Genomic DNA, 23917 nt, shown 5'->3' with positions numbered 1-23917 from the left:
AGCTCACTACGCACGTAGGTGTTTAGTTAGCTCAAAAATACATTGTCATGGACCGTAGAGAAACTTTGAAAACTTTAGTCGTCGGATCTTTTGCTTCATCTTTTGTGCTTACAGGATGCAACCCGGATCATATGGAACCAGGAGCAGTATCCGAGGAGGAGGTCAACCTGGGCAAGGATCTAGGAGTAGACTTGGATGCACCGGGACACGGCTATGGCCGGACACCTGCAGAACAAGCCAGAGATGAAATGTTGTTTTCTCAAACCTTTTTCAATGATCATGAGATGGCAACCATTGCAGTATTAGCGGACATCATCATTCCTGCGGATGAAGTGTCAGGCTCTGCAACAGATGCCAAAGTACCTGAGTTTATTGAGTTTATCGTGAAAGACATGCCTTATCATCAGATTCCTATGCGAGGCGGGTTGATGTGGTTGGACCATGAAAGTAATCGGCGGTTTGACAAGGTGTTTAAAGATTTAAATGAAGAACAACAAATTGAGATCGTTGACGATATAGCTTATCCTGATGATGTAGCACCTGAATACCAGGCCGGCGCTCGATTTTTTTCCAATATTCGAAATCTGGTGACCACGGGTTTTTATACCACCAGAATCGGAATTGATGACCTGGGATACGTGGGAAATCAACCCAATGCCTGGGATGGGATCCCAGAAGAAGTTCAGAAAAAACACAATAAGTTTTATCGGGACGAATATAAAGACCGGTTTCTTAAACCCGAAGAACGGGAAGAAATTGAGGATTGGAGCGGGTATGAGTTATGAAGTTAATCTTGTTTCAGTAGAATTGCTATACTTGTTAACATGGATTGCCCCGGGAAGTCATCCCCCACACCGTCGGGGACTGCTCTAACATCAATGGATAATGTGTGCGATTATATGACTTACTCAAGTTTAATCGAAGCAGTGTAATTGTGCCTGTTTTGCTCCTCCCATCTGTTCACAGATTTTTAGAGCACAATTAACCTCACATATTTTTCTTTCTTTTTGAAGAGACCTCATCCCTGTGTTCAAACCCATCTCAACCGATAACCACATGCGGAACTGGAGCACCGTTCTACCAAGGTGTGTGAGGCTAAACGCAGGTTCATCGCACCTTTACTACTGGGTAATTGTATTTTCCAAGACAATCACAGAAGGGCCTTCCTGCATCCATTTATCACCGAGCCCTGTGGTATCACCCATTGGACTAAAATAAACAAATGAACCAAGAACAATGTCCAGATCGCCATCACCATCCATGTCCCCCACATCCATGACCATCCATCGGCCCCGGGTTGACTCAGGAAAAGAGTATGGAGTGAATTCCATATTTCCGTTATTCTCGAGGTAAATAAAGCTTTCTTCTGGTGTCTCCACATAATCAGGGAAAAATGAAATGGAAGCAATATCCACGTCTCCGTCCTGATCAAAATCACGGGCAATAGCTTTATAAGCGCCGTTTTGAGGATAAAACCACGTTAGACTAAAATTTTGATGACCGTCATTCAGGTAAATATACACCCCGTGGTACTCTTTCAAAATGGGGGTTTTATCAGCATTGTCACCGCAGACATATAAGATATCCAGATGTCCATCATCATTGAAATCACAAAGTTCAAAATATTGCGATCCGTTTAATGGTGAAAAGGATAGCAATTGCTTTTCTGTAAAGGTAGGTGCTCCGCGAGGCGTTTTTTCTTCGTGGCCGTTATTTTCATAATAAAACAACCCTTCCTGACCCTGGCTCATCAGGGCTATGATATCGGGACGTCCATCGTGGTTAAGATCTGTAATAACGGAGTGAATGGCGCCAGGAGCATCCCGCAACACGTGCTTTTCGTAGTGATTATCGCCTTTATTTTGAAACCAGCTCAATTGTCCGGTATGGTTTCCAAATTCACATACCACGACATCTTCCATTCCATTCAGTGTAATATCTCCATATGCTACAGATACAGGTCTTTTTAAATCAGGTACAAGTATTTTTGATTTATTATACTCCATACCCCTATTTGCTTTATATATGATCTGCAAGTCACCGTCTTTTCTGTCGTTGGGGAAGGGATTTTTACCGATGGTCGTTAAATATAATGTATCTGATTTCTCTGCATAATGAATCGGTGCCGTTTTAAAGCTGAGTTCGGACTCTTTGTGGAGATTTTCATTAAGAAAGATCAGTTTATTGATGCCTGGCTTGGTATCTCCGTATACTATTCCCCGGTTTTCTGGTAGAATTTTCACTAGTGTGGTCAGGGAAGGAGGCAACGAATGGTGCGCTTCCTTGTAAGAAAAGTGCTTTAATCCATTTTTTATCTTTACTCGATTTCTTACTCTGGTGAGCGTATCTGGTGCCTGTGCCACATAATAATTGACTATTTTTTCCCAATCTTCTTTCGCCAGAACCGGGTGTTCCGGAAATATGTTTGCGACTTCGATAGCTTCACGACCACTCCCCTTATCAAATAAGCTGTCCGGTCGCTCACCGTCTGAATAGATTCCCATTCGATGGCCCATAGCCGGTAAGACGTCTTTGCTCCAAATAGATTTTGTAAGTATTTCCGGATGAACAAACTGATGGCAGCTTCCGCAGTGAAGCTTTGCCAATTCTCCACCAGAAAGACCCGATGGGGAAGGGCTGCTTGGTCGGGTTGAGTTTGTACAGAAATATAAGACACCGCACAAGGCGATCATTAAAACGTTTATTTTTTGCCGCATGGTAATCACAAGAAAATCAATATTTTTGAGAGGATGACTACATTCTTGATACTATATCCTGATGTTAAACTACATTCGAGAAAGAGAGGTTTAATGAATTGCCAGTGAAATCCTGACAATGCCAGGTGTGATGCGGTAGAAAATGTTATATTTGATAACCTTCAAACAAAAAAATAGAACATGGCTCTCGAAATGAAAAAACTAAGCCAGTATAAGAAACTTGCTGCGTTTCTCTACAAGTATGGAACCAGCAGCCTGGTTAAAAATGCGGGTTTGTCTGATGAAATGGATGATGGATGGGAGCAGAAAGAAGAATCTGATGATGTAACGCCGGAAGAGTTGACGACGGATCTTATTGCAATGGGGCCTGCTTTTATAAAACTGGGACAGTTGCTTTCTACCCGGCCTGATTTGCTGCCTCAGAAGTTTATAGAGGCGCTCGCTGACCTGCAAGATAAAGTTCCTCCGGTCGAATTTGAAAAAGTTAATGAGATTATCCAGGAAGATCTCGGTGTTCGCATTTCAAAAGCGTTTAACTCGTTTGATGAAATTCCGTTAGCTTCTGCTTCCCTGGGTCAGGTCCATCGGGCAGAATTACGTGATGGGACGAAGGTGGTTGTCAAGGTTCAGCGGCCTGGTATTCGAGAGAAAATACAGGAAGAACTGGAGGTATTGGGATCGGCAGCTTCCTTTATGGAAGAAAATACCCGGATAGGTAAACAAATTGCAGCCAAAGAGCTCTTTGCTTATTTTAAGAAAACGTTGTTTCGGGAACTGGACTATCAAAAGGAAGCCCGAAATATGTTGGTTCTGGCGGACAACCTGAAAAATTTTGAACACCTTATTATCCCGGATCCGGTGGTTGATTATACAACCAGTAGGATATTGACCATGAAATATCTCGATGGGGAAAAAATAACCGCCATAACCCCATTGCGAAAATTGGAATTGGATGGCATTACTTTGGTTAAAGAACTTTTTGAAGCGTATCTGCAGCAAATTGTTATCGATGGTTTTATGCATGCTGATCCCCATCCGGGGAACATTCATCTTACAGAGGACAACAAGATAGCCTTACTTGATGTCGGCATGGTCGCGTATTTTGGTGAAGAATACAAAGAACATTATTTAAAATTATTATTGTATCTCGGTGAAGCCAACGGGGATAAGCTGGCTGGACTCCTGATCGAAATGAGCCGAGAATTGGAGGAAGTGCGCCCCGAACAATTTAAGCAAGATATTGGTCTGTTGGTTCAAGAAAATGAGCACATGACCATGGAAAATCTCCAGACCGGTAAGTTGATTTTTGAAGTGATCAAAATCGCGGGAGATTATGGTTATGTCCTCCCTGTAAGCCTCAGTCTGTTGGGGAAAGCTTTGCTAAATTTGGATCAGGTCGGTGCGAGCATTGCACCGGATTTTAATCCCCGCAAAGCGATTCAACGACATGTCACGGACTTAATGCGGAAGTATGTGTACAAGAATATGGTGGAACATCACTTTTTTACCACCGCTCTGGAAAGCAAGGAATTTATTGAATTACTACCCGGACGACTAAATAAGTTACTTCATAACTTGGCTGAAAATCAATGGGAAATGAAAATCGAGTCGCTGGATGAGAAGCAACTGATGTCTGGTTTTCAGAAAGTGGCGAATCGGATTACCATGGGGCTGATTGTTGCAGCATTGTTGATTTCTGCATCGATGCTTATGAGTATTCCATCCGGTTTTACACTATTCGGATATCCGGGCCTGGCTATGCTGACTCTGATATTAGCATTTGTAGGCGCAGGCATCGTGGGTGTACAAATCCTATTTAAAGACAGATGATGGTTGAATTTCTTGATTGCTCAATGACAACAATGGTTTAACCCAAATTTGCCCGCCAGAATCAAGGACTATTCTATGTAAAAAGATGTACCACGGTTACTGAATTCCAATTCTCAACCCCAACTTTTGGGAGATTTTTTCAATTAATCTCAAAAACCTCATCCGATATTTCCGGATTAATCTGTATATCCACTACTTCAGTAACCATCTCAAAAGGCATCCCACCACCGGAAAGTGTCATTTTCATGGGAACTTTAACACCCTCTACGACTTGGTAATCATCCAACTTTTGAGTGGTGGTGATTTGTTGGCCATTGGCTTCCACATTCATAACTTCTTTCATTTTAAGTCCTGAGGTAGCATTATAAAACTCTGTGGTTGTCGAACCATCTGACTTCATAACCTGGATTTTATAAGCGGGTTCATCATCCACTTTATCTTTTCCCTGAAATGTGATCTTATAATTGTCAGAATTGAAATATTCAAGTTCTTCAGCAAACTGAGCCATATCCCGGAAACGATCAAATTGTTTGGGGTCAGTAATCACCTGGCTGCCTTGTACACCGCCAACTTCTGCTTTGAGTCCGTTAAAGGTGATTTCTTGCACAACCATTCCGGAGGCTTCAACCTTCATATTGACCTTTGTGTTATCCTTACCCTGAATAGTTGTGGTGACATCACCCATCGGAGTAGAAGCCTGTGACTTCATTATAAAGCTATTGACAGCGGATAGCTTTTCCCGGCCACCTACTGCATCGATGTATTTTTCGATGATGGTCTGCGCGTCAATTCCATCCAACGTTTCTTCCGCATTTGATCCGTCTATAGATTTGTCGACCTTATTTGCCTTGGTGTCGTAAAAGTCAATTTCACCACCTTTAGCAAATGGTAGCAGGTTTTTTGCAACTGCTGATTCATTTCCCACGATAATGATATCCAGTTTTGTGGGATCCAGGTACTTTTGGGCCGCCATTCGAATGTCTTCTGGTGTGATTTTTTCTAATCGTTCCAGGTAGGTTTCGTAATAGTCTTTAGGAAGATCGTAACGGGCTATATTTAGTGCATACTGCGCAATGGTCTGCGGGCTTTCCAGTCCACGGGCAAACTGTCCTGTCTTGACGTTTTTTACCAGCTCAAGTTCTTCTTGGGAAACAAGTTCGTTCCTTATTTCATTCAATTCATGAAGAATCTCGGTCAAAGTACTGTCGGTGACTTCATTTCTTACGCTGGCAGAAATGGAAAAATCTCCGATATAACGATCCGGGCTTAGAGACGATCGAATACCATAGGTGTACCCTTTGTCTTCCCGGATGTTTTTATTGAGTCGCGACCCAAAATACCCGCCTAGAATTGTATTCATCAGAGAGGCAGCCATGCGATCTTCAGCATTGGGCTTGTAATTATTGGTCTGAGCCACTGTTACCACCGATTGAACTGCACCATCTTTGTTTATAAAACTGACTGTATTTTGTGCTGGTCGATTGACAGATGCCGGAATCATGGGTGAAAAATCTTCTTTTCGCTTCCAGTCACCAAAGTAATTTTGGGCCTGTGATTTAGCTTCCGAAGTAGAGATATCTCCTACAATTATTAGATATGTTTTGTTCGGAAAGTAATTGTCATTGTAAAACTCACGTACATCATTTAGTGTAATAGCTTCCACCGATTCTTCAGTGGTAAACTCTCCATATGCATGTTCTTTACCATAAAGGATTGCATTTCCTACATTAGCAGAAATCGAATTGGGATCCGATTTTTGAAAAGCCAGGCCTGACTTTGTGGTTTGAATGATTCGGTTAAATTCAGACTCGGGGAAGCTGGGATGGTAAAGAACATCAGTGGCTATATCCAATAATTCATCACTGTGTTTCTTGAGTGAAGAAGCAAAAAATCCACTAGAACTGGTGCTGAGCGTCGCCGCAATGAAATCCAATTTTTCATCGATTTCTTCCTTAGACATTTCATCCGTGCCTGTGCGCAACATTTGGCCGGTAATCGAAGATATGCCAGCAATTTCACCCTCTTTGAGCGGTCCGCGATCTACGAACAGCTGATATGAAACCACAGGTAATTTATGATTTTCCACGACAATAACGTTGAGGCCGTTTTCGAGTTGGAAGCTTTCATATTCACCAAGATTAAAAGCAGGAGCAGGGGCTGGCTTAGGCGGCGTAGCACGCCAGTTGTCAGATTGTGCTGTTTCACCCGGACTGGTTTGCATATCCTGACTGACCTTCGGTGTACAGCTGAATACAAAAAGCGTGATCCATCCGAGCAATATATATGATTGTATGTTTTTCATGACGTTTTGATTATTGGTTCTGTTGCTTTGGCAAATAAAAGAGGACGACGCGGTTGTCGGGCGTAAAATAATCGTTCGCCACCCGACGAATGTCTTCTTTGGTAACATTTTTTATTTTCTCGATTTCTGTGTTGATCAAATTAGTATTCCCAAAATAGGTGTAATAATTCGCCAGTGATTCTGCAATGGCCACCATGCTGGTATTATTTTGAATAAATTCACTTTCAAATTGATTCTGCAACTTTTGATATTCCCGATCTGTTATGAGTTCATTTTGGACCTTCACGATCTCTTGATCCACCCCTTCCAATAATGCAGATAATTCAATTCCCATATTCGGTAACCCAATCATAAAACTTACTCCGGGATCTTCCAGATTCATCGGGAAGTTTGTAATCTGTATGGCGAGCTTTTCTTCATTTTTTAATTTCTTAACCATTCTGGAGCTTTCACCTCCGGATAGCAAGGTTGCCAACATCTTGATCGGATAAATATCCGGGTCCGTTTGAGCCGGGATACGATACGTCAAAAACATCGCAGGAAGACTGATATTGTCATAAATGGTATCGACTATGGGACCCTCTAGTGGTGGTTCTACGATGTCGGGCTGGGTAACTTCCGGACCTGCAGGTATATCTGAGAAATACTTTGCAATAAGTGCTTTTGTTTGTTCGATGTCTATGTCGCCGGCGATAGAAAGCGTTGCATTATTGGGGAGGTAATATTTTTTATAAAAGTTTTTAAAATCTTCATCCGATGCAGCATTGAGGTCTTCCATCGATCCGATCACCGGCCATTTGTAGGGATGTACATGATAGGCTCGTTCAAAAGAATTAGATAGCCATGTTCCGTACGGTTGATTGTCTACCCGTTGACGTTTTTCTTCTTTGACTACTTCGCGCTGTGTTTCTATGCCCTTGTGGTCTATTTTAGCGTGCAACATTCGTTCGGATTCGAGCCACAGTCCGAGTTCGAGTTGATTGGATGGAAAAATCTCGTAATAGAAAGTTCGGTCTTGGGTCGTGTTCGCATTGTTTACCCCACCGGCATTGGATACGTAGGTGTCAAATTCTCCTCGGTCAATATTTTCAGAACCTTCAAACATCAGATGTTCAAAAAAATGTGCAAAGCCGGTCCGGTTTGGATTTTCATTTTTAGAACCAACATGGTATAGCACGGAAACAGCTACGATGGGGGTCGAATTATCCTGGTGAAGAATGACATGTAGTCCATTTTCCAGGTCAAATTCTGTGAATGGAAGATCACTCATTTGGGCCTGAAGTCCCATACTGATTTTCAAAAGGAATACGAGTGCAAATATTTTTTTAAACATTGGTTATTGTTTTAGCTACTGAAGAAAGCATTTATCACCAGAGTGTGATAGTGAAATTACAGACGTTTTTATACTATTATTTTAGCTCAATCTAATAAATAACGATTAAATATGGTTAATTTTTGGGTAGATTTTCCATTTTATTCTCCAATTTTCTTAGTTTGGACGTCAAATATTCGATTAAGTAGTCGCCTCGATCTATTAATTGTTCCAATTGATCGACATCAAATTTGTTTTCTTCCAATTGATGACGAATGTTTTCCAATTCTTCTTTTCCTTCAGAATAAGATTTAGGTGGTTTCTGATTTTTCATTGATAGTGATATTTTGTTGATCCATGATCAAAAGAACAGGTTGTTCCTTGTCGATGGCATTCAAATTCATGATCCGGTGATGTTTTTGGTACACCATAGCATACCCTTTTTGCATGATATGGATGGGATTGTTTTGCGTGATCCATATGTTCATTTCATGTAAAAAGAAAAGCTCTTTTTGGATAACATCGTTAGTCACGTGGTATAAGGAGTGACGCAGTTTTTCCAATAGAAACATTTCGTTGCGAAGGTGAGACTTAGCCAGGTGCGTCATCGTTTGTTTGGTGTACATCAAATCCTGCTTTAGCACTTGAACTTTTCTTGTGACGATTTCTTGCAACTTCCGGTGGATTTCCCGGATATTATTTTCATATTGAAAATTGATATCGATCAACATTTCAGCGGCTGCAGTAGGTGTTTTGACTCGCGCAAAGGCCACCATATCTACCACTGAAGTATCTCTTTCATGACCGATACCCGCAAGTACCGGCAAGGGGGACTGTGCAATCGCTGCGGCCACCTTGTAATCATCAAAATCACTGAGATCAATACTAGCCCCTCCGCCTCTGACTACCACGATCACATCAAATTCTTCTTTGCGCTGAATAATGTGATTCAGCGCGGCCACAAATTGATCCTGAACTTTGTCGCCCTGCATCGCAGAGGCAAATAATTCGGTGGAGTAGGTGTATTCATATGGATTATCAGTCAGCTGATGCATAAAATCCTGGTATCCTGCTGCCGTGGGAGAACTGATGACAGCGATGCGATTCACAACTAATGGTAGTGATAGAGCCTTATTCAGATCGAAAATTCCTTCTTTTTTGAGTCGTTCTATGGTTTTCTTTTTTTCGAGAAAAAGAAAACCCTCTGTATAAGCGGGATCAAAGTCATCTGCGTGCAGGGAATAGCCATATCTCGGATGGAATTCTACAGAACATTTAACTTTGACTTTGTTTCCTGCTTTGACCACTTGTGGATAAAGGTGACCCAGGGTTCGTCTTAATTGAGTCACCTTATTTCGCCACAAAGAACAGGATGCTTTTGCTCGTATTTGTCCATTGGGATCCTTATCAACCAATGTCAAATAGACGTGCCCATTGTGTTCCCGGCCTTCAGCGATTTCAGCTTCAATCCATACACTTTCCTCAAAATTCAGGTAAAATACCCGCTGAATAAATTGATGGAGTTCAAATAAAGTCAAATGCTTCATCCGGGGAAAGTCATCTATTTCAATGCATTTTGTACAGCTTCAGCTGCTTCTTCCAATAATATGGCTGATTCAACTTTCAATCCGCTTTCATCAATGATTTTCTTGCCGAGTTCGGCATTGGTACCCTGGAGGCGGACTATGATGGGAACGGTGATATCGATATTTCCCGCGGCTTCGACGACGCCTTTTGCGACGCGGTCACACCGGACAATCCCGCCAAAAATATTGATGAGAATTGCTTTTACATTTTCGTCTTTTAGTATGATGCGAAAGGCTTGTTCTACCCGTGCTGCATCTGCGGTTCCCCCGACATCCAAAAAGTTCGCCGGTTCTCCGCCATAAAGCTTAATCATATCCATGGTCGCCATAGCCAGACCTGCTCCGTTGACCATACATCCAACATTTCCGTCAAGCTTCACATAACTTAATCCATGGTTTTTGGCTTCGACTTCCGTCGGGTCTTCTTCACTTTCATCTCTCATTTCAGCGATGTCCTTGTGACGGTATAGCGCATTGTCATCGATCGTTACTTTACAATCCACGGCAAGGATACGATCGTCTCCAGTACGCAGACATGGGTTAATTTCAAATAAAGAAGCATCACTTGAAGTGAAGGCTTTATACAGATTGCCAATAAATTTGGTCATCCCTTTAAAAGCCTTGCCCGACAGCCCCAGATTGAATGCAATTTTTCTTTTTTGAAATGGTAGTAAACCCAGCTCTGGGTCCACAAATTCTTTGTGTACTTTTTCGGGCGTTTCTTCAGCAACTGCTTCTATATCCATTCCGCCTTCCGTGGAATACACGATAACGTTGGCATTTTTCTCCCGGTCTGTAAGAATAGAGATGTAAATTTCATCATTGGCCTCAAAATCAGGTGCATATACATCCTCTGCCACCAAAATCTTTTGGACTAATTTTCCTTCTCCGTCCATTCCACCTGGTGTCTGCGGTGTCTTTAACATCATCCCCAGAATGTCGTTGGAGATTTCAAGGTATTCTTCCTTGTTTTTTGCCAGTTTAACTCCGCCTCCTTTTCCTCGTCCGCCGGCATGAATTTGAGCTTTAACGACAACAAAATCGGTTTTGGTCTGATCCTTCAATTTCTGGTAAGCTTCTCCCAGTTTGTCTTTGTTCTCTACGACAACGCCTTCCTGGACGTCGACTCCGTATTGCTTCAGTAATTCTTTTCCCTGGTATTCGTGTAAGTTCATATCTGTGATTTAAGATAGTTGAAGTGCAAAAGTATAAAAATATATGTGATTGTCTTGTTTTGGTAATCGGATATTCTGCTATCTGTTATTTGTTTTTATATCCGGCATAAAATAGGGTACTTAAAAATCACCAAAACAGTCCTAGCTTCCAATACTCAACAGGTCTACTGCACCATCAATTTTTGAAGTACTCTGTTTTTTCCGTCAGAAATGTGTATCAGGTACAAGCCGCTTTTTAGATCTCCAGTGTACAACAATGATTCAGAATGGCCAATAACTCTTTCCTTGGAATGGCGGATGAGCTGACCTTGGACATTATAGATGCTGAATAGTAACTGTCTGGCCGTACTAAAGGTGTACTGAATCTTTATTTCCGATTGGCCGGAAAAGATCATGTTCGGATATATGCGAATTTTATCTCCATCAGGAAGTACATGCGTATTGGACTTTACCTGTGGCGTAAATGCCCTTTGATCGCTTGGTTCCGGGCAAAAAGTAAAGCTGTTCAATGGGATGATTCTCCAATAATATTTTTGTTCTGGTTTGAGCTGGTTAGACGGAATTTTGATTTCAGTTTCTGTCGTCGTAAACTGAAGCATTTTATTGTATTTGTCGAATAGAATGCCTGGCAGGATGGAAATTTGGACAATATATTCCTGTGCTCCTGCCAGCGGGTCCCACGTCAAGGTGACATCTTCGTGATCCACATCGACCTGATCTGCTGGTGCCGTCATTCGAATCGCCTCACCCTTTACCTCAGGCGAAGGGATAAATTTGTAACGACGGTTGCTGTATCTGGTTTCTAAAATTTGGTGCATTCGGTCTGTTTGCTCCGGAGTGAACATACTTTGACATCGGTCTTGGGCATAGGACATGAAATTGGTTCCATCTACCTCAAATTCAGCACCGTTGGGGTCCAGATATGTCTTGATACTCAGACCGGAACTGGTACAGTTCCACCGCTCTGAAATATAATCGGGTGGGGTATCGCAGAATCCATCACCAGAAAAACTACAGTTGGATCCATCCACGGTCTCTACATAAGTGGTGTCCCGACCTCGAATACCGAGATATCTGGGCACATTGTCTTTGTCGTAACTGCGTTTCTCCCATCCTTTGAAAGTATGAGGCAACCCAAAATAATGCCCCATTTCATGAGTCAAAGCATGGGTGCCACCGATAAAACAAAGTTGTCCAATCGCCACAGCCTCGTTAGCGGGACTAAAGTAACCGCAAGTGCCATTGGGGTCTTGAACGATGTATATGTTGAAGACATTGGTGACGTTATTGTTGCGCATCATCTTGTAGCCATTGGACTGGCTGTGTTCATAGTAATCGTCATTATTGATTTCACGGATGGGATTTTTTAAATAAAACTGCAAGCCATAGTCCAGGAAATCATCATTGAGGGTACAGAGTCCCCGCAGTATCTCCAATCTTGATAACCCGCCCTCGCCGTTGGATTTTGCAACTGAAAAAATCTGAAGGGGATAATAATCGACGCTATTGCTTCTTACAACGGGGCGTTTTTTCAACTGGTTTACATCTCCTATATATTCTGTCAGGCTCGGTGTACCACAAAATGCTTCGCCGGTCGATTGTGCAAAAGCAGATTGACTGGTAAAGGCTTTCAGGATTAGTATAATTATTATTACATTGCGTCCCGAAATTTTATGACTTTCAAAGATGTTCATGCTGATCAAAAATATGAAAAATTATCTTGCAAGTTATAACTATATAATAATTAAGTTGTTTTACAAATACCATAAAATCTAAAATCTATGAGCAAAGTAACTGTAGTAGGAGCTGGAAATGTAGGCGCCACCGTCGCCAATGTGTTGGCACACAAAGACATTGTGAATGAAGTTGTCTTGCTGGACATCCAGGGAGATCTGGCACGAGGCAAAGCATTGGATACCTGGCAACAATCACCGATTGAGTCTTTTAGTACACGCATCAAAGGTACTGAAGATTATAAAGAAACCGCAGGGTCTGATATCGTGGTAATTACAGCAGGGGTTCCTCGTAAACCAGGCATGAGCCGTGATGATCTGATTTCTACCAACGCAAAAATAGTAAATGCGGTCACCACCTCCATCCTTGAACACAGTGAAAATCCGACGATTATTGTAGTGTCCAATCCTTTGGATGTGATGACTTATGCTGCCTATGTTAACTCTGGATTGCCCAAGAACAAAGTCTTTGGAATGGCTGGGATTTTGGATACGGCGCGATACCGCGCTTTTCTGGCGACTGAACTGGAAGTTTCACCCAGAGATATCCAGGCCGTACTCATGGGAGGACACGGGGATACCATGGTTCCGCTTCCTAGATATACCACTGTGGCGGGAATCCCGGTCACCGAAATGATCGAAGAAGAGGTATTGGATGGTATAGTAGCCCGAACTAAGAAAGGTGGTGGTGAACTTGTTGGCCTGATGGGAACATCCGCTTGGTATGCACCCGGTGCAGCTGCTGCTCAGATGGTGGAATCGATTGTAAAGGATGATGGTCGAATATTTCCTTGCTGTGTATATCTTGATGGAGAGTACGGTATGGAGGATATTTTTCTGGGTGTTCCGGTCCAGCTGGGTAAAGAAGGGATTAAAAAGGTTATTGAGCTGGATCTCAATGAGGAAGAAATGGAATTATTGCAAGAATCTGAAAATCATGTACGTGGTGTGATGGATACGTACAAAGAAATGCAGAATAAGTAATACCTGGGTATGCACGGTTTCCAGCCTAGTCATCGAATTAACCCGGAAAAGTCCAACGTCACCCAATATTGGGATAACTGAAAGCTGTCTCGACTTACCCTCCCCAGAGATTGTAAGTGGATCTAGGTTGAAGAGGATTGATTATAACCCCGAGCCGGCCAGGCCGGAACGGGGTATAGGCTTGTGTATGACAGAGCATAATCATGCCATTGGGGGATGGAATGAAGTCAATCCGTACTCGGTGAAAGAATCAAAACATCCTTGTCTTGAGCAGGTAGCACGAAATTGGAAAATTCTTTTTCGGAAATAAGTGCTTCTCCGAACAGCAACCAGGATGTTTTAGTGATTAAGCAGTTGGGGCGCAATATGCTATGTGTTGTAGTTAAATGATTTATTGAATATAGTAGATTGAATATATTTATCGGTGGTTTCGGATTTAAGTAAATGGTAACAAGTTGCTTATGGCAATCATCATAAATGGGGTGAGATGCAAATAGACTACAGTGATAGAAGGGGAGTATCCTTTCTATCTACACTTTTTGGAATCATATCGAAAAAGGCCTGGTGACATTTCTGTGGTTCGGAAACTATTCTGTATAATTTGCGTTTTACACTAAAAATAGAATTATGCGAGGATGGCTAATTTCCGATTATATTCCTGATTCAAATGATGAGGCTGATTTTGAGCAGTTGCTTGATATTTTCAAAGAATTACTGAGTCAGGCCGGAGGCAATGTGGAAGAAGCATTGTCCTGGTTGACCCAGTTGGATAATATGTATCATCTGACTGGCGAAGATTACACTTTGTCGGATTTTATCGATGAGATGATGGACAAAGGGTACCTTCAGGAAACTTCCTGGAAGTCGGGTAAGTATACACCGACCAGCAAGATGAATATCAAAATTCGAAAACAAGCCTTTGAAGATATTTTTGGTAAAATAAACCGCGGGAAAAGTGGACGCCACAACACGAATATAGCGGGAAAGGGAGATGATTACAGTTCTGATCTTAAAGGGTATGAGTTTGGAGACCGCATCGAAAACATTGCACTGTCCGAATCCTTGAAGAATGCTTACATTAATCATGGTATTGATGAATTCATGATGACACAGCAAGATCTGGAGGTTCACGATACCTATTATCAGAGCCAGATGAGTACGGTGCTCATGATTGATATATCACATTCCATGATCTTGTATGGTGAAGATAGAATTACACCAGCGAAAAAAGTAGCCATGGCGTTGTCCGAATTTATACGGACACGCTTTCCCAAGGATAGTCTGGATGTCATCGTATTTGGTGATGATGCGTGGCAGATAAAAATTGAAGACTTACCTTATCTTCAAGTGGGCCCCTATCATACCAATACCGTGGCCGGCCTCGAGTTGGCATTGAGCTTACTCCATAAACGACGGAATCCCAATAAGCAGGTTCTGCTCATTACCGACGGAAAACCGACGTGCATAAAAAAAGGCAAAAAGTATTACAAGAACCCATTTGGTCTGGATCGTACCATTATGAATAGAACCCTGAATTTGGCGACACGGTTCAAAAAATTGCATATACCGATTACGACTTTTATGATTGCATCTGATCCATACCTGAAAGAATATGTGGAAATGTTTACCCGTGCAAATAGTGGTAAAGCTTTTTATTCTGATGTGGATCAATTGGGTGAATTTATTCTGCGAGACTACAGCCAGCGAAAGAAGAACTAGAAAGACTAGGATGACTAGGATAGTTAGGATGACTAAGATTTGGAAGGATTAATTATCGCCAGAACTTCTGGCTTCGAAAGGGCTAACTCTACCCCATGGTAGGAATACCGCGGATGAAGTACCTCAAAAAACCTTTTATTCGCATGGGGAGAGATACTTAACAGGGGGTGTCCCCAAAGATTTGAAGATTGTCGATGACAATCCTCATTTTTTACTTGGAAATCAGTCCATATCAAGAGTGTTGGTAGTTATGATTTTATTAGGGTGATTTTGACCAGGTTCTCCATTCTTTGTTCACCCTCATAGTGTTGTAATATCGAGTTTGATGATATCGTTCAATATCAAATCAGAGTTTTAATATGAGATCAAACCTTTCAAGCATTTTAATATTACTTTTTAGTTGGTTGACGCAGGGTTATAGTCAGACCGTAGTTAGTCCGGACTCCATTGAGTTGCATGCCCATGAGTTGATTCGGAATCAGGATCTTGATGCTCGCATAGAAGCATTTGATTATCTGAATAGTAACCTGGGTGATTTTATCAAACAGTATTCGGATTTTCAGGATTCATTTCCCCGATTTGAAGGATTGGCCGTATTGGAAAATAATGACCTCGAGCTGCGAATAGTGACTTATCAGCTCTATCGCGACACCTCCACCTATGAATATGGTGGCTGGGTGCAAAGCAGTCGATTAAAAGAACCTGTGTTCCTGAATGATGATTCGGAGATTTGGGAAGATGACCAGGATCTGGATTACTTGGAAATGATGCCCGACAATTGGTACGGAGCGTTGTATTATCAGATGCATCCAATTATTGAATCCAATGATGAATTGGTGATTCTTTTATTTGGTTTGGACAACTATCACTTCTTTACCAAAAGAAAGGTCTTGGAGTCCATGGTGATAGCGAACGGAGCGCTTTCTTTTGGCCAGCATTTGATAGAAATGGAAGAAGGATTGCCGAAGGAGTTTTGGAAACGACGATTTATTTTGGATTATTCGGTGCAGGCACCGGCAACTTTACGATATGATTCCGGACGCGATAAGATTATTTTTGACCATTTAATTTTTATGCCCAGCGACATACCCGAACAAAAGATTATGCGCGTGCCGGATGGGACTTATTCCGGTTTTGAGATTGATGATGAAAAGCAGAAATTGGTTTTTATTGAAAAAGTATTTGATCAGGTGATGGAGGAAGCACCGGGTGGTCGGGAGAGATCAAAAGAGAAACGGGATTTGTTTGGAAATCCGCAGAAATAAAAATCGCAAATGTATTATACCATTTGTATTTGATAATGCGGTATAATATTTCGGAATATATGCGGTAATTATGTATTCAAAAAGTATTACCCGTGAGCCGAAGTGTTCACAATTCCAAACGTTTTGATGTCTCTTCCGGAAGAAACCTTTGAATGAAAACTATGGCTGCTTCGATGTTGGTGATTAAGATCTTGATGAACTGGTCGGGTGGATTGTGCTGATCACGCACCAAGTCTGGCGATTAGAAATTTGAATCATCAGCACTCGGCCCATAACTCCCTGGTATGGGAATGTCCAGTAGGCGAAGATAAACACCAAGCTGCGCCCGATGATGTGTAATCTGGTTCAAGGCATGGCGTATGGCCTCGTATTTGTTTAAATCAAGTAAGACCTGCTCACCACTTCGCATGGTCCATCGATCGTCAAGTGCACTTTCATTGGCTTTTTTCAGCGCTGATTTCCCCTTTTTGTACGAAGTTTCGAAAAGCTCTAACAGTTCTGTGGTGTTCTTCACCGTGGTGGGTTTATAGTCACTGGTTTGGAAATCAAGTTCCTCCGTATGAATCATCATATCTGGCCATCCTGGAATTTCTGCAAGATGGACCGCCAAAGCTTCCATAGTCATGCTTCTATCATGAGGCTTCCAGTCTAATTTGTCGTCGGGTACGATCTCAAGAAATTTTCGAACTTTATTAGTTTCTTCCTCAAATTCGTTTTGGAGCACAGTCAATGTATTCATAGGTAATTCTGGATGAATGCAAATTTATCAAACAAAGATTCAATCTCAATATACAAAACCATCACCACTTTCGTGGCCGAATAAAAATTAATCGTCATCAAGGTCAAATAAAAAAGGCAAACTACTGTGGTATCCTATGATGATTTCGCTGGTCTTCGAAGCGGTGTATTTGGGACTATTAATCAATCCGGGAAGAGCGATGATTCTATTTTCAGCATCCGTCAAAATATAGAGCCGGTCCTTAAATACTCGGGGGATACGAAAATCATTCAGCAATTTTTTGAGGCTTTTTCGATAGTAGGGGGGCGTTCCCAATTCGATATAATCTCCAGGCTGACGATGTCGAAGTATAAGTGGGAATGTGACCGCATGTTTGGTAACAGGGATATTCCATGTATGCGATTTCACTGTTTCTAGGTCGGCGTAAATTTGGATTCGATCTCCTCCCGGGAGGAATGTCTGGTTCTTATCCCTGACTTCAATTACATCTCCGGATTCCCAATCATTGTAGAATGTATCCTTGATCAGCCAAAGAGATTTTCGATCATACCACGCTGTACTATTTTTACCTTTATAACGTGCTCCCGTTTTCCATTCTCCGATGCTGTTTGTGAAATCCGCTATGCTGTCTGTAAACAGTCCGCGTTCCAGTAAATACAGCTTTAGCATAAACAACCATGAAGAATCCTCGATGCATGAATCAGTCAGGTTTATTCGTTCAATATCTGGCGATAAGGGTACTACGTAGTCATTAATGTAGATGTTTAGTTGTTGAGATATATATGATTGGTAGTCAGTTAATAGAGATATTGAGTGTAAAGATTTGCTTAGGTGTTGTTCGTCCCATTTGATGATCGGGGCTACAAGGTGATGACGGATTCTGTTGCGAAGATATTTGTCTGATTGGTTGGTGATATCCTCTCGGTAGGGGACAGCCTGAGATTTTGCGTAGTGCTCCAAATGACTCTGAGGAATCCAAAGCATTGGTCGGAGGATTCGATCTCTTTTTTCAGGAATGCCACACAATCCTTTTAGCCCGGATCCGCGGAATAAATGAATAAAAAAAGTCTCCAGCTGGTCATTGCCATGATGAGCGGTACACACGTAATGATAATTCTCTGTGGACATTACACTGTCAAAAAATTCATACCGAAGCTCCCGGGCGACTTCCTGTACAGAAAGATTTCTTTTCTGTGCAGCCCGGTTGGTGTCTTCTGATTTTATATGACACGGGATCTCATTGTTTTTGCAAAACTGAACGATTAATTCTTCATCGAGATCTGAGGCTTCTTCACGCAATTTGAAATTGAAATGGGCAATTCCAAAATTGAGTTTTAGGTTTAGAAATACGTGGGCCATGACCATCGAATCCATCCCACCGCTGACGGCCAAAAGGAAATTGATTTGGGAAATACGTTCTTCATTGGAAATTAGCTCGCATAAACTGTTTTGAACCTGCGATGGAAGATCATTCATGCTACAAGCCTCTTTGATTTAACCATCGCTGATACTGCCGGGCGTACCGATTGTGTTGCGACAAGGTCGTGGAGAAATTATGCAGGCCGCTATTATCAGGTTTAGCTACCATATAGAGGTATTTGTTGTCGTCCGGATTTAGTACAGCATCGATTCCGCTGATGCTGGCGATACCGATCGGGCCTGGAGGTAACCCCGCGTACATATACGTGTTGTATGGGGAATCTAGTTCCAGATGTTTATACAACACCCGGCGGGTGTCGAATATTTTGTTTGCAAAGACGACGGTCGGATCTGCTTGAAGTGGAATATTATTTTTCAATCGGTTCAAGTATAGTCGGGCCACAATCGGCTTTTCCCGTGCCGCCAGCGTTTCTCTGTCTACAATGGAGGCTAAGGTGTATACCTCTTTCGGTGACAGGCCTTGAGCATCGGCCTTTGCTTTTCTGTTCTTTTGTGACCAGAATTGGCCGTGTTCCCGAATCAGACGATTGGCTAACTTTTCACAGGACGTACTCCAATACATCTGATAGGTATTGGGGATAAATAAAGTAAGGAGACTGTCTGCGCTAAAACCGGCTTTCTTGAGTATCGGGGAATTGGTCAGGCAATTTAGTATTTCTGTGGAATCCATCAGGAAGTACTGGTCCAGTTTGCCGGAGATCAATTCGACATCCCGTTCATTGTGGATGACGACATTGACGGCTTCTTTTCTTCCGGCACGCAACAGATTGATCAATTCCCGGTTTGTCTGAACGGCGTGGATGTTGTATCGGCCGACTTCCAGATCCTCATCTTTAAATTTCATGGCTTTTGCTGCCCGCTGAAATGTAGATGGGTGGATGAGGTGATTCTCCAGTCGGGTTTTGAGGGAGTCTGCATTTGTACCGGGATATATATAGAGAATACCAGACTGCGATTTATCGATATTCACCGCAAATAAAGCCTGGTAATACTGATATCCCATCCAGCCGGCTACGATACTTCCGAGCAAAAACAGACTGCCTATGGCCCACCACCATTTCATTAGTATTGTTCGTTTTCGTTCGGAAAATCACCACTTTTCACATCTTTCCGGTACGATCCGGCAGCATGGTGTATGGATTCGAAAAGATCGACGTATCGTCGCAAGAAGCGCGGTTTGAAATCTTTGGTTATCCCCAGCATATCATGGGTGACCAACACTTGTCCATCCACCTGGTCCCCGGCTCCGATCCCGATGACAGGGATGCCGACGCTGGCGGTTACTTCTGCTGCCAGATCTGCTGGGATCTTTTCCAGGACTAAAGCAAAGCAACCTAATTTCTCGAGAAGTATCGCATCGGATTTCAGCCGTTCGGCCTCAGTGACTTCTTTCGCCCGGACTGTGTAAGTTCCAAATTTGTAGATAGACTGCGGCGTCAAACCCAGGTGTCCCATGACGGGCACGCCAGCCGATAAAATTCGTTTGATGCTTTCTTTAATCTCTTGCCCGCCTTCTATTTTTACTGCGTGCGCTCCGGACTCTTTCATAATACGAATGGCTGAAGACAGCGCCTTTTTGGAATTACCCTGATAGGTCCCAAATGGAAGATCCACTACAACCAATGCCTTTTGAATCCCCCGAACGACACTACTGGCATGATAAATCATCTGATCCAGGGTGATCGGGAGTGTTGTTTCATGTCCCGCCATGACATTGGACGCCGAATCACCAACCAGAAGAACCTCTATGCCGGCGTCATCCAGAATGCGAGCCATGGAATAATCGTAGGCCGTGAGCATGGCAATTTTTTCGCCGGAATCCTTCATTTGTCGAAGGGTATGGACGGTTATTCTTTTGACTTCTTTAGAGATAGACATGATTCGTTTAATTATTGGTTATTAAGTGGGCCAAGGTACGGAAATCTATATTTCCTCCGGTCAATATGATCCCATTGATTTTATCTTTAAAAATCCTGGGCTGTTTGCGTACTAATGCCAGCGGTACTGCCGACGAGGGTTCGATTACTATTTTCAGAAATCGGTAAATATCTTTCATGGCCTCGATGATTTCTTCATCCGTTACTGTCAGAATGTCTTCCACATATTCTAAAATTATAGGGAAATTCTGATCCCCCAATTGGGTTCGCAGACCATCCGCAATGGTGTCTGGAGCAATGCTGGGAACGATGGATTGAGACTGAAATGATTTTTGAGCGTCATCTGCACCTGCGGGCTCCGCACCATAAACCGCTGTTTCCGGCGATAGCGAATGGCGGGCCAGCGCAGTTCCAGCAAGTAGTCCACCACCGCCGACAGGGACGATCAGGTTTTCTATTTCCGGATGCATTTCCAGGAATTCACCGGCACAGGTGGCATTGCCATGGATCATATCAAGATCATTGGAAGGGTGTATAAACACGGCTTCCGGATTGATTTTTAAATATTCGGCCATTTTATTTTCGCGATCTGACGGGCTGTTCCCCGAGAAAATGATTTCCCCGCCATAGCGCTGTACTGCTTCTACCTTCGTCGACGGAGCATTTTCTGGCATCACCAGCACAGCCTGTTTTTTCAAAAATTGTGCGGTCTTCGCCAGAGCTTGTGCAAAATTACCGGAAGAATGCCCCGTTAATAAGTCAACGTTGTGTTTTGATAATTTGGCTTGGGCAGCATATAATGCTCCTCGGAATTTAAATGAACCTGTTTTCTGAAAATTTTCGCATTTAAACAAAAGTTTTGCCCCGTACGTTTCGTTTAGTATAGTAGAGGATAATACAGGAGTCTGGCTTATGTGTGGCCGGACTATATTCTGAATGTGTCGATACTCCGTAAGATTCATATTAAAATCACTGACTTGTCTTTGACATTGTTCAATAATGAGGTTTAGTAATTCAAAAGTAATAAATATTGCGAATGCGTAGAGATGATGGTACCACAAACTTTTTGAAAACAACGCTGATCGGAGGATTGGTTGTTCTGCTCCCATTGGGACTTTTTTACTTATTGGTCAGTTTTTTATTTTACTCCATTTCGGGAATAGCAAAACCACTTTTGGGGTTATCGGACGCTTATGAAGCCTTCAATTATCCTTTGTTGGTGGATCTTTTTGCCTTTGTATTTCTGGTCGTATTGTGCTTCTTAGTGGGGCTGTTGGTCAGTACCAATGGGGGACAAAGATGGGTCGACCGGATTGAACGAAGAATCCTTTTTAAACTCCCTTATTATGGAACTTTGCGGGAAGCGGTTCACCAATTATTGGGTAATTCCAATATGAACCTATTCAAAGTTGTCTTGGTTGATTTGTATGGGACGGATACATTGACGACCGCTTTTATGACGGATGAAACCATCGGAGATTACGTGACCGTCTTCGTCCCGACTGGTCCCAATCCGACCAGTGGATTTATATACCATGTCAAACGACATCAGCTCAGACATGTGGATGTAAAAGGCGAGGAAGCCATGCGTTCTATTATCGGAGTTGGTACCGGTTCTGCTCATATCCTCAATAAACACTTCAAGTATGAAAGCGCTCCTGTTGAAAAACCTAAAGAGCCCGTTGATTCCGACAGTCATTCCGAAACCAAAAGCTACGAAGAACCGATCACGCATTAAGCTTTCTTTTGCAGGACTCAATAGACGGGATTACTGGATCCAGCAGGGACAGTACCCCCGGATTGATCTGCCGGTGGTGTTGGGGTCGGACGGCCTGGGAATCGATGAGACTGATGGTAGAAGGGTCTTTTTTAATCCTGGGCTGAATTGGGGAGAGAACCAGGCTTCCCAACAACCGGAGTTTCAATTGGTCGGCATGCCTGATCAGGGGACCCTCGCAGAATATATATCAGTGCCGGCTGATAAGATTTATGAGGTGCCGGATCATTTGACAGATCCAGAGGGGGCGTGTCTGCCGTTGGCTGGTGTGACTGCTTACCGGGCATTGTTTATCCAGGGCAGATTGCAACCTGGCCAGAAGGTGTTGATCACCGGGGTGGGTGGAGGCGTGGCCAGTCTGGCGGTCAAGCTGGCGCTCGCCAAAAGTGCTCAGGTCTATATAAACTCCTCATCGGACGAAAAAATAGAAACAGTTATCAGCTGGGGCTGTATTAACGGTTGGAACTATCGAACTGATCTGGAATGGCTCCAAAATGCAAAAGAGGAGGTTGGTGGTTTTGATCTGATTCTCGATGGCGCCGGTGGAGAAACAGTGAAAGATTATATCGATGTACTGAGGCCGGGGGGACGGTTGGTTGCTTATGGCGCTACACTGGGGCCCTGGACCCAAGTACCGGCCGCGAAGGTGTTTTGGAAACAGATTCATCTGACGGGCTCTACCATGGGCAGTGACCAGGATTTTGCCGATATGGTTGATTTTGTAAGAGAACATCAGGTCCGTCCATATGTAGATCGGGTTTTTTCTATGGATGAAGCGAATCAAGCCTTCGATTATTTGATCAATCCGGAAGCATTCGGTAAGATTGTGATCAAAATCAATGCCCATTGAAAATAGGTTTACTTTCTGATACACATAATTATCTCGATGATTCCATTTTGGATGCGCTAAAAGGGGTTGATGAGATATGGCATGCCGGTGATATTGGATCACTCCGAATTGCCGATCAGCTGAAGCTTGCAGCACCTCTTCGGGTGGTGTATGGAAATATTGACGATCATCAGGTACGAACGGAATGGCCGGAATACGAGGTGATCGATATCGATGGGAATCGATTCCTGATGATCCACATCGCCGGCCGAGTGGGATCGTACAATCCCCGGGTGCGTGCGTTGATCAAAGAATTCCAGCCCGGCTTTTTGATTTGCGGTCATTCACATATCCTAAAAGTACAGTTTGATAAACGCTTCAATTTACTGTACGTCAATCCGGGTGCGGTGGGCCAACATGGATTTCATGTGGTGCGTACCCTGATCACTTTCGATATCCTGGAAGGAAAGGTTACGAATATGAAGGCGGTGGAATTGGGTCGGCGTGGGAGATGAAAATTATAGTATATAGATTATAGTATATAGATTATAGTATATAGATTATAGTAGTTGGAACGTATGAGAAATTGAGTTTAGGTGGTTAGTAACGGATGATTTCTTTTTTAGGATAAT

Annotated in this window: 20 protein-coding genes; 8 read left to right on the top strand and 12 right to left on the bottom strand. The window is 42.8% G+C overall.

Features of this window, described 5'->3' with window-relative positions:
• Positions 1 to 47 precede the first annotated feature (47 nt).
• Positions 48 to 785 (top strand): gluconate 2-dehydrogenase subunit 3 family protein, encoded by a 738-nt coding sequence (locus tag KUV50_RS11990; protein ID WP_222580396.1) that lies wholly within the window; start codon positions 48 to 50, stop codon positions 783 to 785.
• Between the two features lie 336 nt (positions 786 to 1121).
• On the opposite strand, the gene KUV50_RS11985 is transcribed toward KUV50_RS11990, so the two are convergent.
• Positions 1122 to 2516: an FG-GAP repeat domain-containing protein gene (locus tag KUV50_RS11985; protein WP_222580395.1), complete on the bottom strand. Its 1395-nt coding sequence runs from the start codon at positions 2514 to 2516 to the stop codon at positions 1122 to 1124.
• Between the two features lie 381 nt (positions 2517 to 2897).
• Here KUV50_RS11985 and KUV50_RS11980 point away from each other — a divergent pair, with 381 nt between their 5' ends.
• The gene (locus KUV50_RS11980; RefSeq protein ID WP_222580394.1) at positions 2898 to 4547 is read left to right on the top strand and encodes an ABC1 kinase family protein; all 1650 of its coding nucleotides are present in this window, start codon (positions 2898 to 2900) and stop codon (positions 4545 to 4547) included.
• A gap of 139 nt (positions 4548 to 4686) precedes the next feature.
• Here KUV50_RS11980 and KUV50_RS11975 read toward each other — a convergent pair whose 3' ends face one another.
• The 6 genes from KUV50_RS11975 to KUV50_RS11950 all read right to left on the bottom strand — a co-directional run bounded on the left by KUV50_RS11975 (position 4687) and on the right by KUV50_RS11950 (position 12616).
• Positions 4687 to 6849 carry a M16 family metallopeptidase gene (locus tag KUV50_RS11975; RefSeq protein ID WP_222580393.1) on the bottom strand — a complete coding sequence of 721 codons (2163 nt, stop codon included), beginning with the start codon at positions 6847 to 6849 and terminating at the stop codon, positions 4687 to 4689.
• Between the two features lie 10 nt (positions 6850 to 6859).
• A complete protein-coding gene (locus tag KUV50_RS11970; protein ID WP_222580392.1) occupies positions 6860 to 8182 on the bottom strand; it encodes a M16 family metallopeptidase in 1323 nt (440 codons plus the stop codon).
• Positions 8183 to 8297: 115 nt separating this feature from the next.
• Positions 8298 to 8495 (bottom strand): exodeoxyribonuclease VII small subunit, encoded by a 198-nt coding sequence (locus tag KUV50_RS11965; protein WP_222580391.1) that lies wholly within the window; start codon positions 8493 to 8495, stop codon positions 8298 to 8300.
• A complete protein-coding gene (gene xseA / locus KUV50_RS11960; RefSeq protein ID WP_222580390.1) occupies positions 8473 to 9708 on the bottom strand; it encodes an exodeoxyribonuclease VII large subunit in 1236 nt (411 codons plus the stop codon). The genes KUV50_RS11965 and xseA overlap by 23 nt, the downstream gene beginning before the upstream one ends.
• A 14-nt stretch (positions 9709 to 9722) precedes the next feature.
• Positions 9723 to 10922, bottom strand: a complete 1200-nt coding sequence (gene sucC / locus KUV50_RS11955; RefSeq protein WP_222580389.1) for an ADP-forming succinate--CoA ligase subunit beta — start codon at positions 10920 to 10922, stop codon at positions 9723 to 9725.
• A 164-nt stretch (positions 10923 to 11086) separates the two neighbouring features.
• On the bottom strand, positions 11087 to 12616 hold the full coding sequence (locus KUV50_RS11950; protein WP_222580388.1) for a T9SS type A sorting domain-containing protein: 1530 nt from the start codon (positions 12614 to 12616) through the stop codon (positions 11087 to 11089).
• 87 nt (positions 12617 to 12703) lie between these two features.
• On the opposite strand from KUV50_RS11950, the gene mdh reads away from it, so the two are divergent.
• The 3 genes from mdh to KUV50_RS11935 all read left to right on the top strand — a co-directional run bounded on the left by mdh (position 12704) and on the right by KUV50_RS11935 (position 16623).
• Complete coding sequence (gene mdh / locus KUV50_RS11945; RefSeq protein ID WP_222580387.1) at positions 12704 to 13639, top strand: malate dehydrogenase; 936 nt, start codon at positions 12704 to 12706, stop codon at positions 13637 to 13639.
• Positions 13640 to 14266: 627 nt separating this feature from the next.
• Entirely contained in the window at positions 14267 to 15358 is a 1092-nt protein-coding gene (locus tag KUV50_RS11940; protein WP_222580386.1) for a vWA domain-containing protein, read from the top strand.
• 359 nt (positions 15359 to 15717) lie between these two features.
• Positions 15718 to 16623 (top strand): hypothetical protein, encoded by a 906-nt coding sequence (locus KUV50_RS11935; protein ID WP_222580385.1) that lies wholly within the window; start codon positions 15718 to 15720, stop codon positions 16621 to 16623.
• Positions 16624 to 16864: 241 nt separating this feature from the next.
• On the opposite strand, the gene KUV50_RS11930 is transcribed toward KUV50_RS11935, so the two are convergent.
• From KUV50_RS11930 to KUV50_RS11910, 5 genes are all read right to left on the bottom strand, one after another.
• Positions 16865 to 17362, bottom strand: a complete 498-nt coding sequence (locus KUV50_RS11930) for a DinB family protein (protein WP_222580384.1) — start codon at positions 17360 to 17362, stop codon at positions 16865 to 16867.
• Between the two features lie 87 nt (positions 17363 to 17449).
• A complete protein-coding gene (gene tilS / locus KUV50_RS11925; RefSeq protein WP_222580383.1) occupies positions 17450 to 18838 on the bottom strand; it encodes a tRNA lysidine(34) synthetase TilS in 1389 nt (462 codons plus the stop codon).
• A 1-nt stretch (position 18839) separates the two neighbouring features.
• Positions 18840 to 19865: an endolytic transglycosylase MltG gene (mltG, locus tag KUV50_RS11920; RefSeq protein ID WP_222580382.1), complete on the bottom strand. Its 1026-nt coding sequence runs from the start codon at positions 19863 to 19865 to the stop codon at positions 18840 to 18842.
• Complete coding sequence (gene panB, locus KUV50_RS11915) at positions 19865 to 20680, bottom strand: 3-methyl-2-oxobutanoate hydroxymethyltransferase (RefSeq protein WP_222580381.1); 816 nt, start codon at positions 20678 to 20680, stop codon at positions 19865 to 19867. Before panB ends, mltG begins: the two co-directional genes overlap by 1 nt.
• A gap of 7 nt (positions 20681 to 20687) precedes the next feature.
• Complete coding sequence (locus KUV50_RS11910) at positions 20688 to 21641, bottom strand: pyridoxal-phosphate dependent enzyme (protein ID WP_222580380.1); 954 nt, start codon at positions 21639 to 21641, stop codon at positions 20688 to 20690.
• Between the two features lie 74 nt (positions 21642 to 21715).
• On the opposite strand from KUV50_RS11910, the gene KUV50_RS11905 reads away from it, so the two are divergent.
• Genes KUV50_RS11905 through KUV50_RS11895 form a run of 3 tightly spaced genes read left to right on the top strand, consistent with a single transcriptional unit; the run spans position 21716 to position 23800 of the window.
• Positions 21716 to 22417 (top strand): DUF502 domain-containing protein, encoded by a 702-nt coding sequence (locus KUV50_RS11905; RefSeq protein ID WP_222580379.1) that lies wholly within the window; start codon positions 21716 to 21718, stop codon positions 22415 to 22417.
• A complete protein-coding gene (locus tag KUV50_RS11900; RefSeq protein ID WP_222580378.1) occupies positions 22326 to 23306 on the top strand; it encodes a zinc-binding alcohol dehydrogenase family protein in 981 nt (326 codons plus the stop codon). Before KUV50_RS11905 ends, KUV50_RS11900 begins: the two co-directional genes overlap by 92 nt.
• Positions 23303 to 23800, top strand: coding sequence for a metallophosphoesterase family protein (locus KUV50_RS11895; RefSeq protein ID WP_222580377.1), 498 nt, complete (start codon positions 23303 to 23305; stop codon positions 23798 to 23800). Before KUV50_RS11900 ends, KUV50_RS11895 begins: the two co-directional genes overlap by 4 nt.
• The last annotated feature ends 117 nt before the right edge of the window (positions 23801 to 23917 follow it).

It is taken from the genome of Membranihabitans marinus (genome assembly GCF_019802045.1).
In the GTDB taxonomy this organism is placed as follows: Bacteria; Bacteroidota; Bacteroidia; order Chitinophagales; family Saprospiraceae; genus Membranihabitans; species Membranihabitans marinus_A.
The sequence above is the reverse complement of the archived record's forward strand: the minus strand, read 5'-3'. Positions and strand labels throughout refer to the sequence as shown.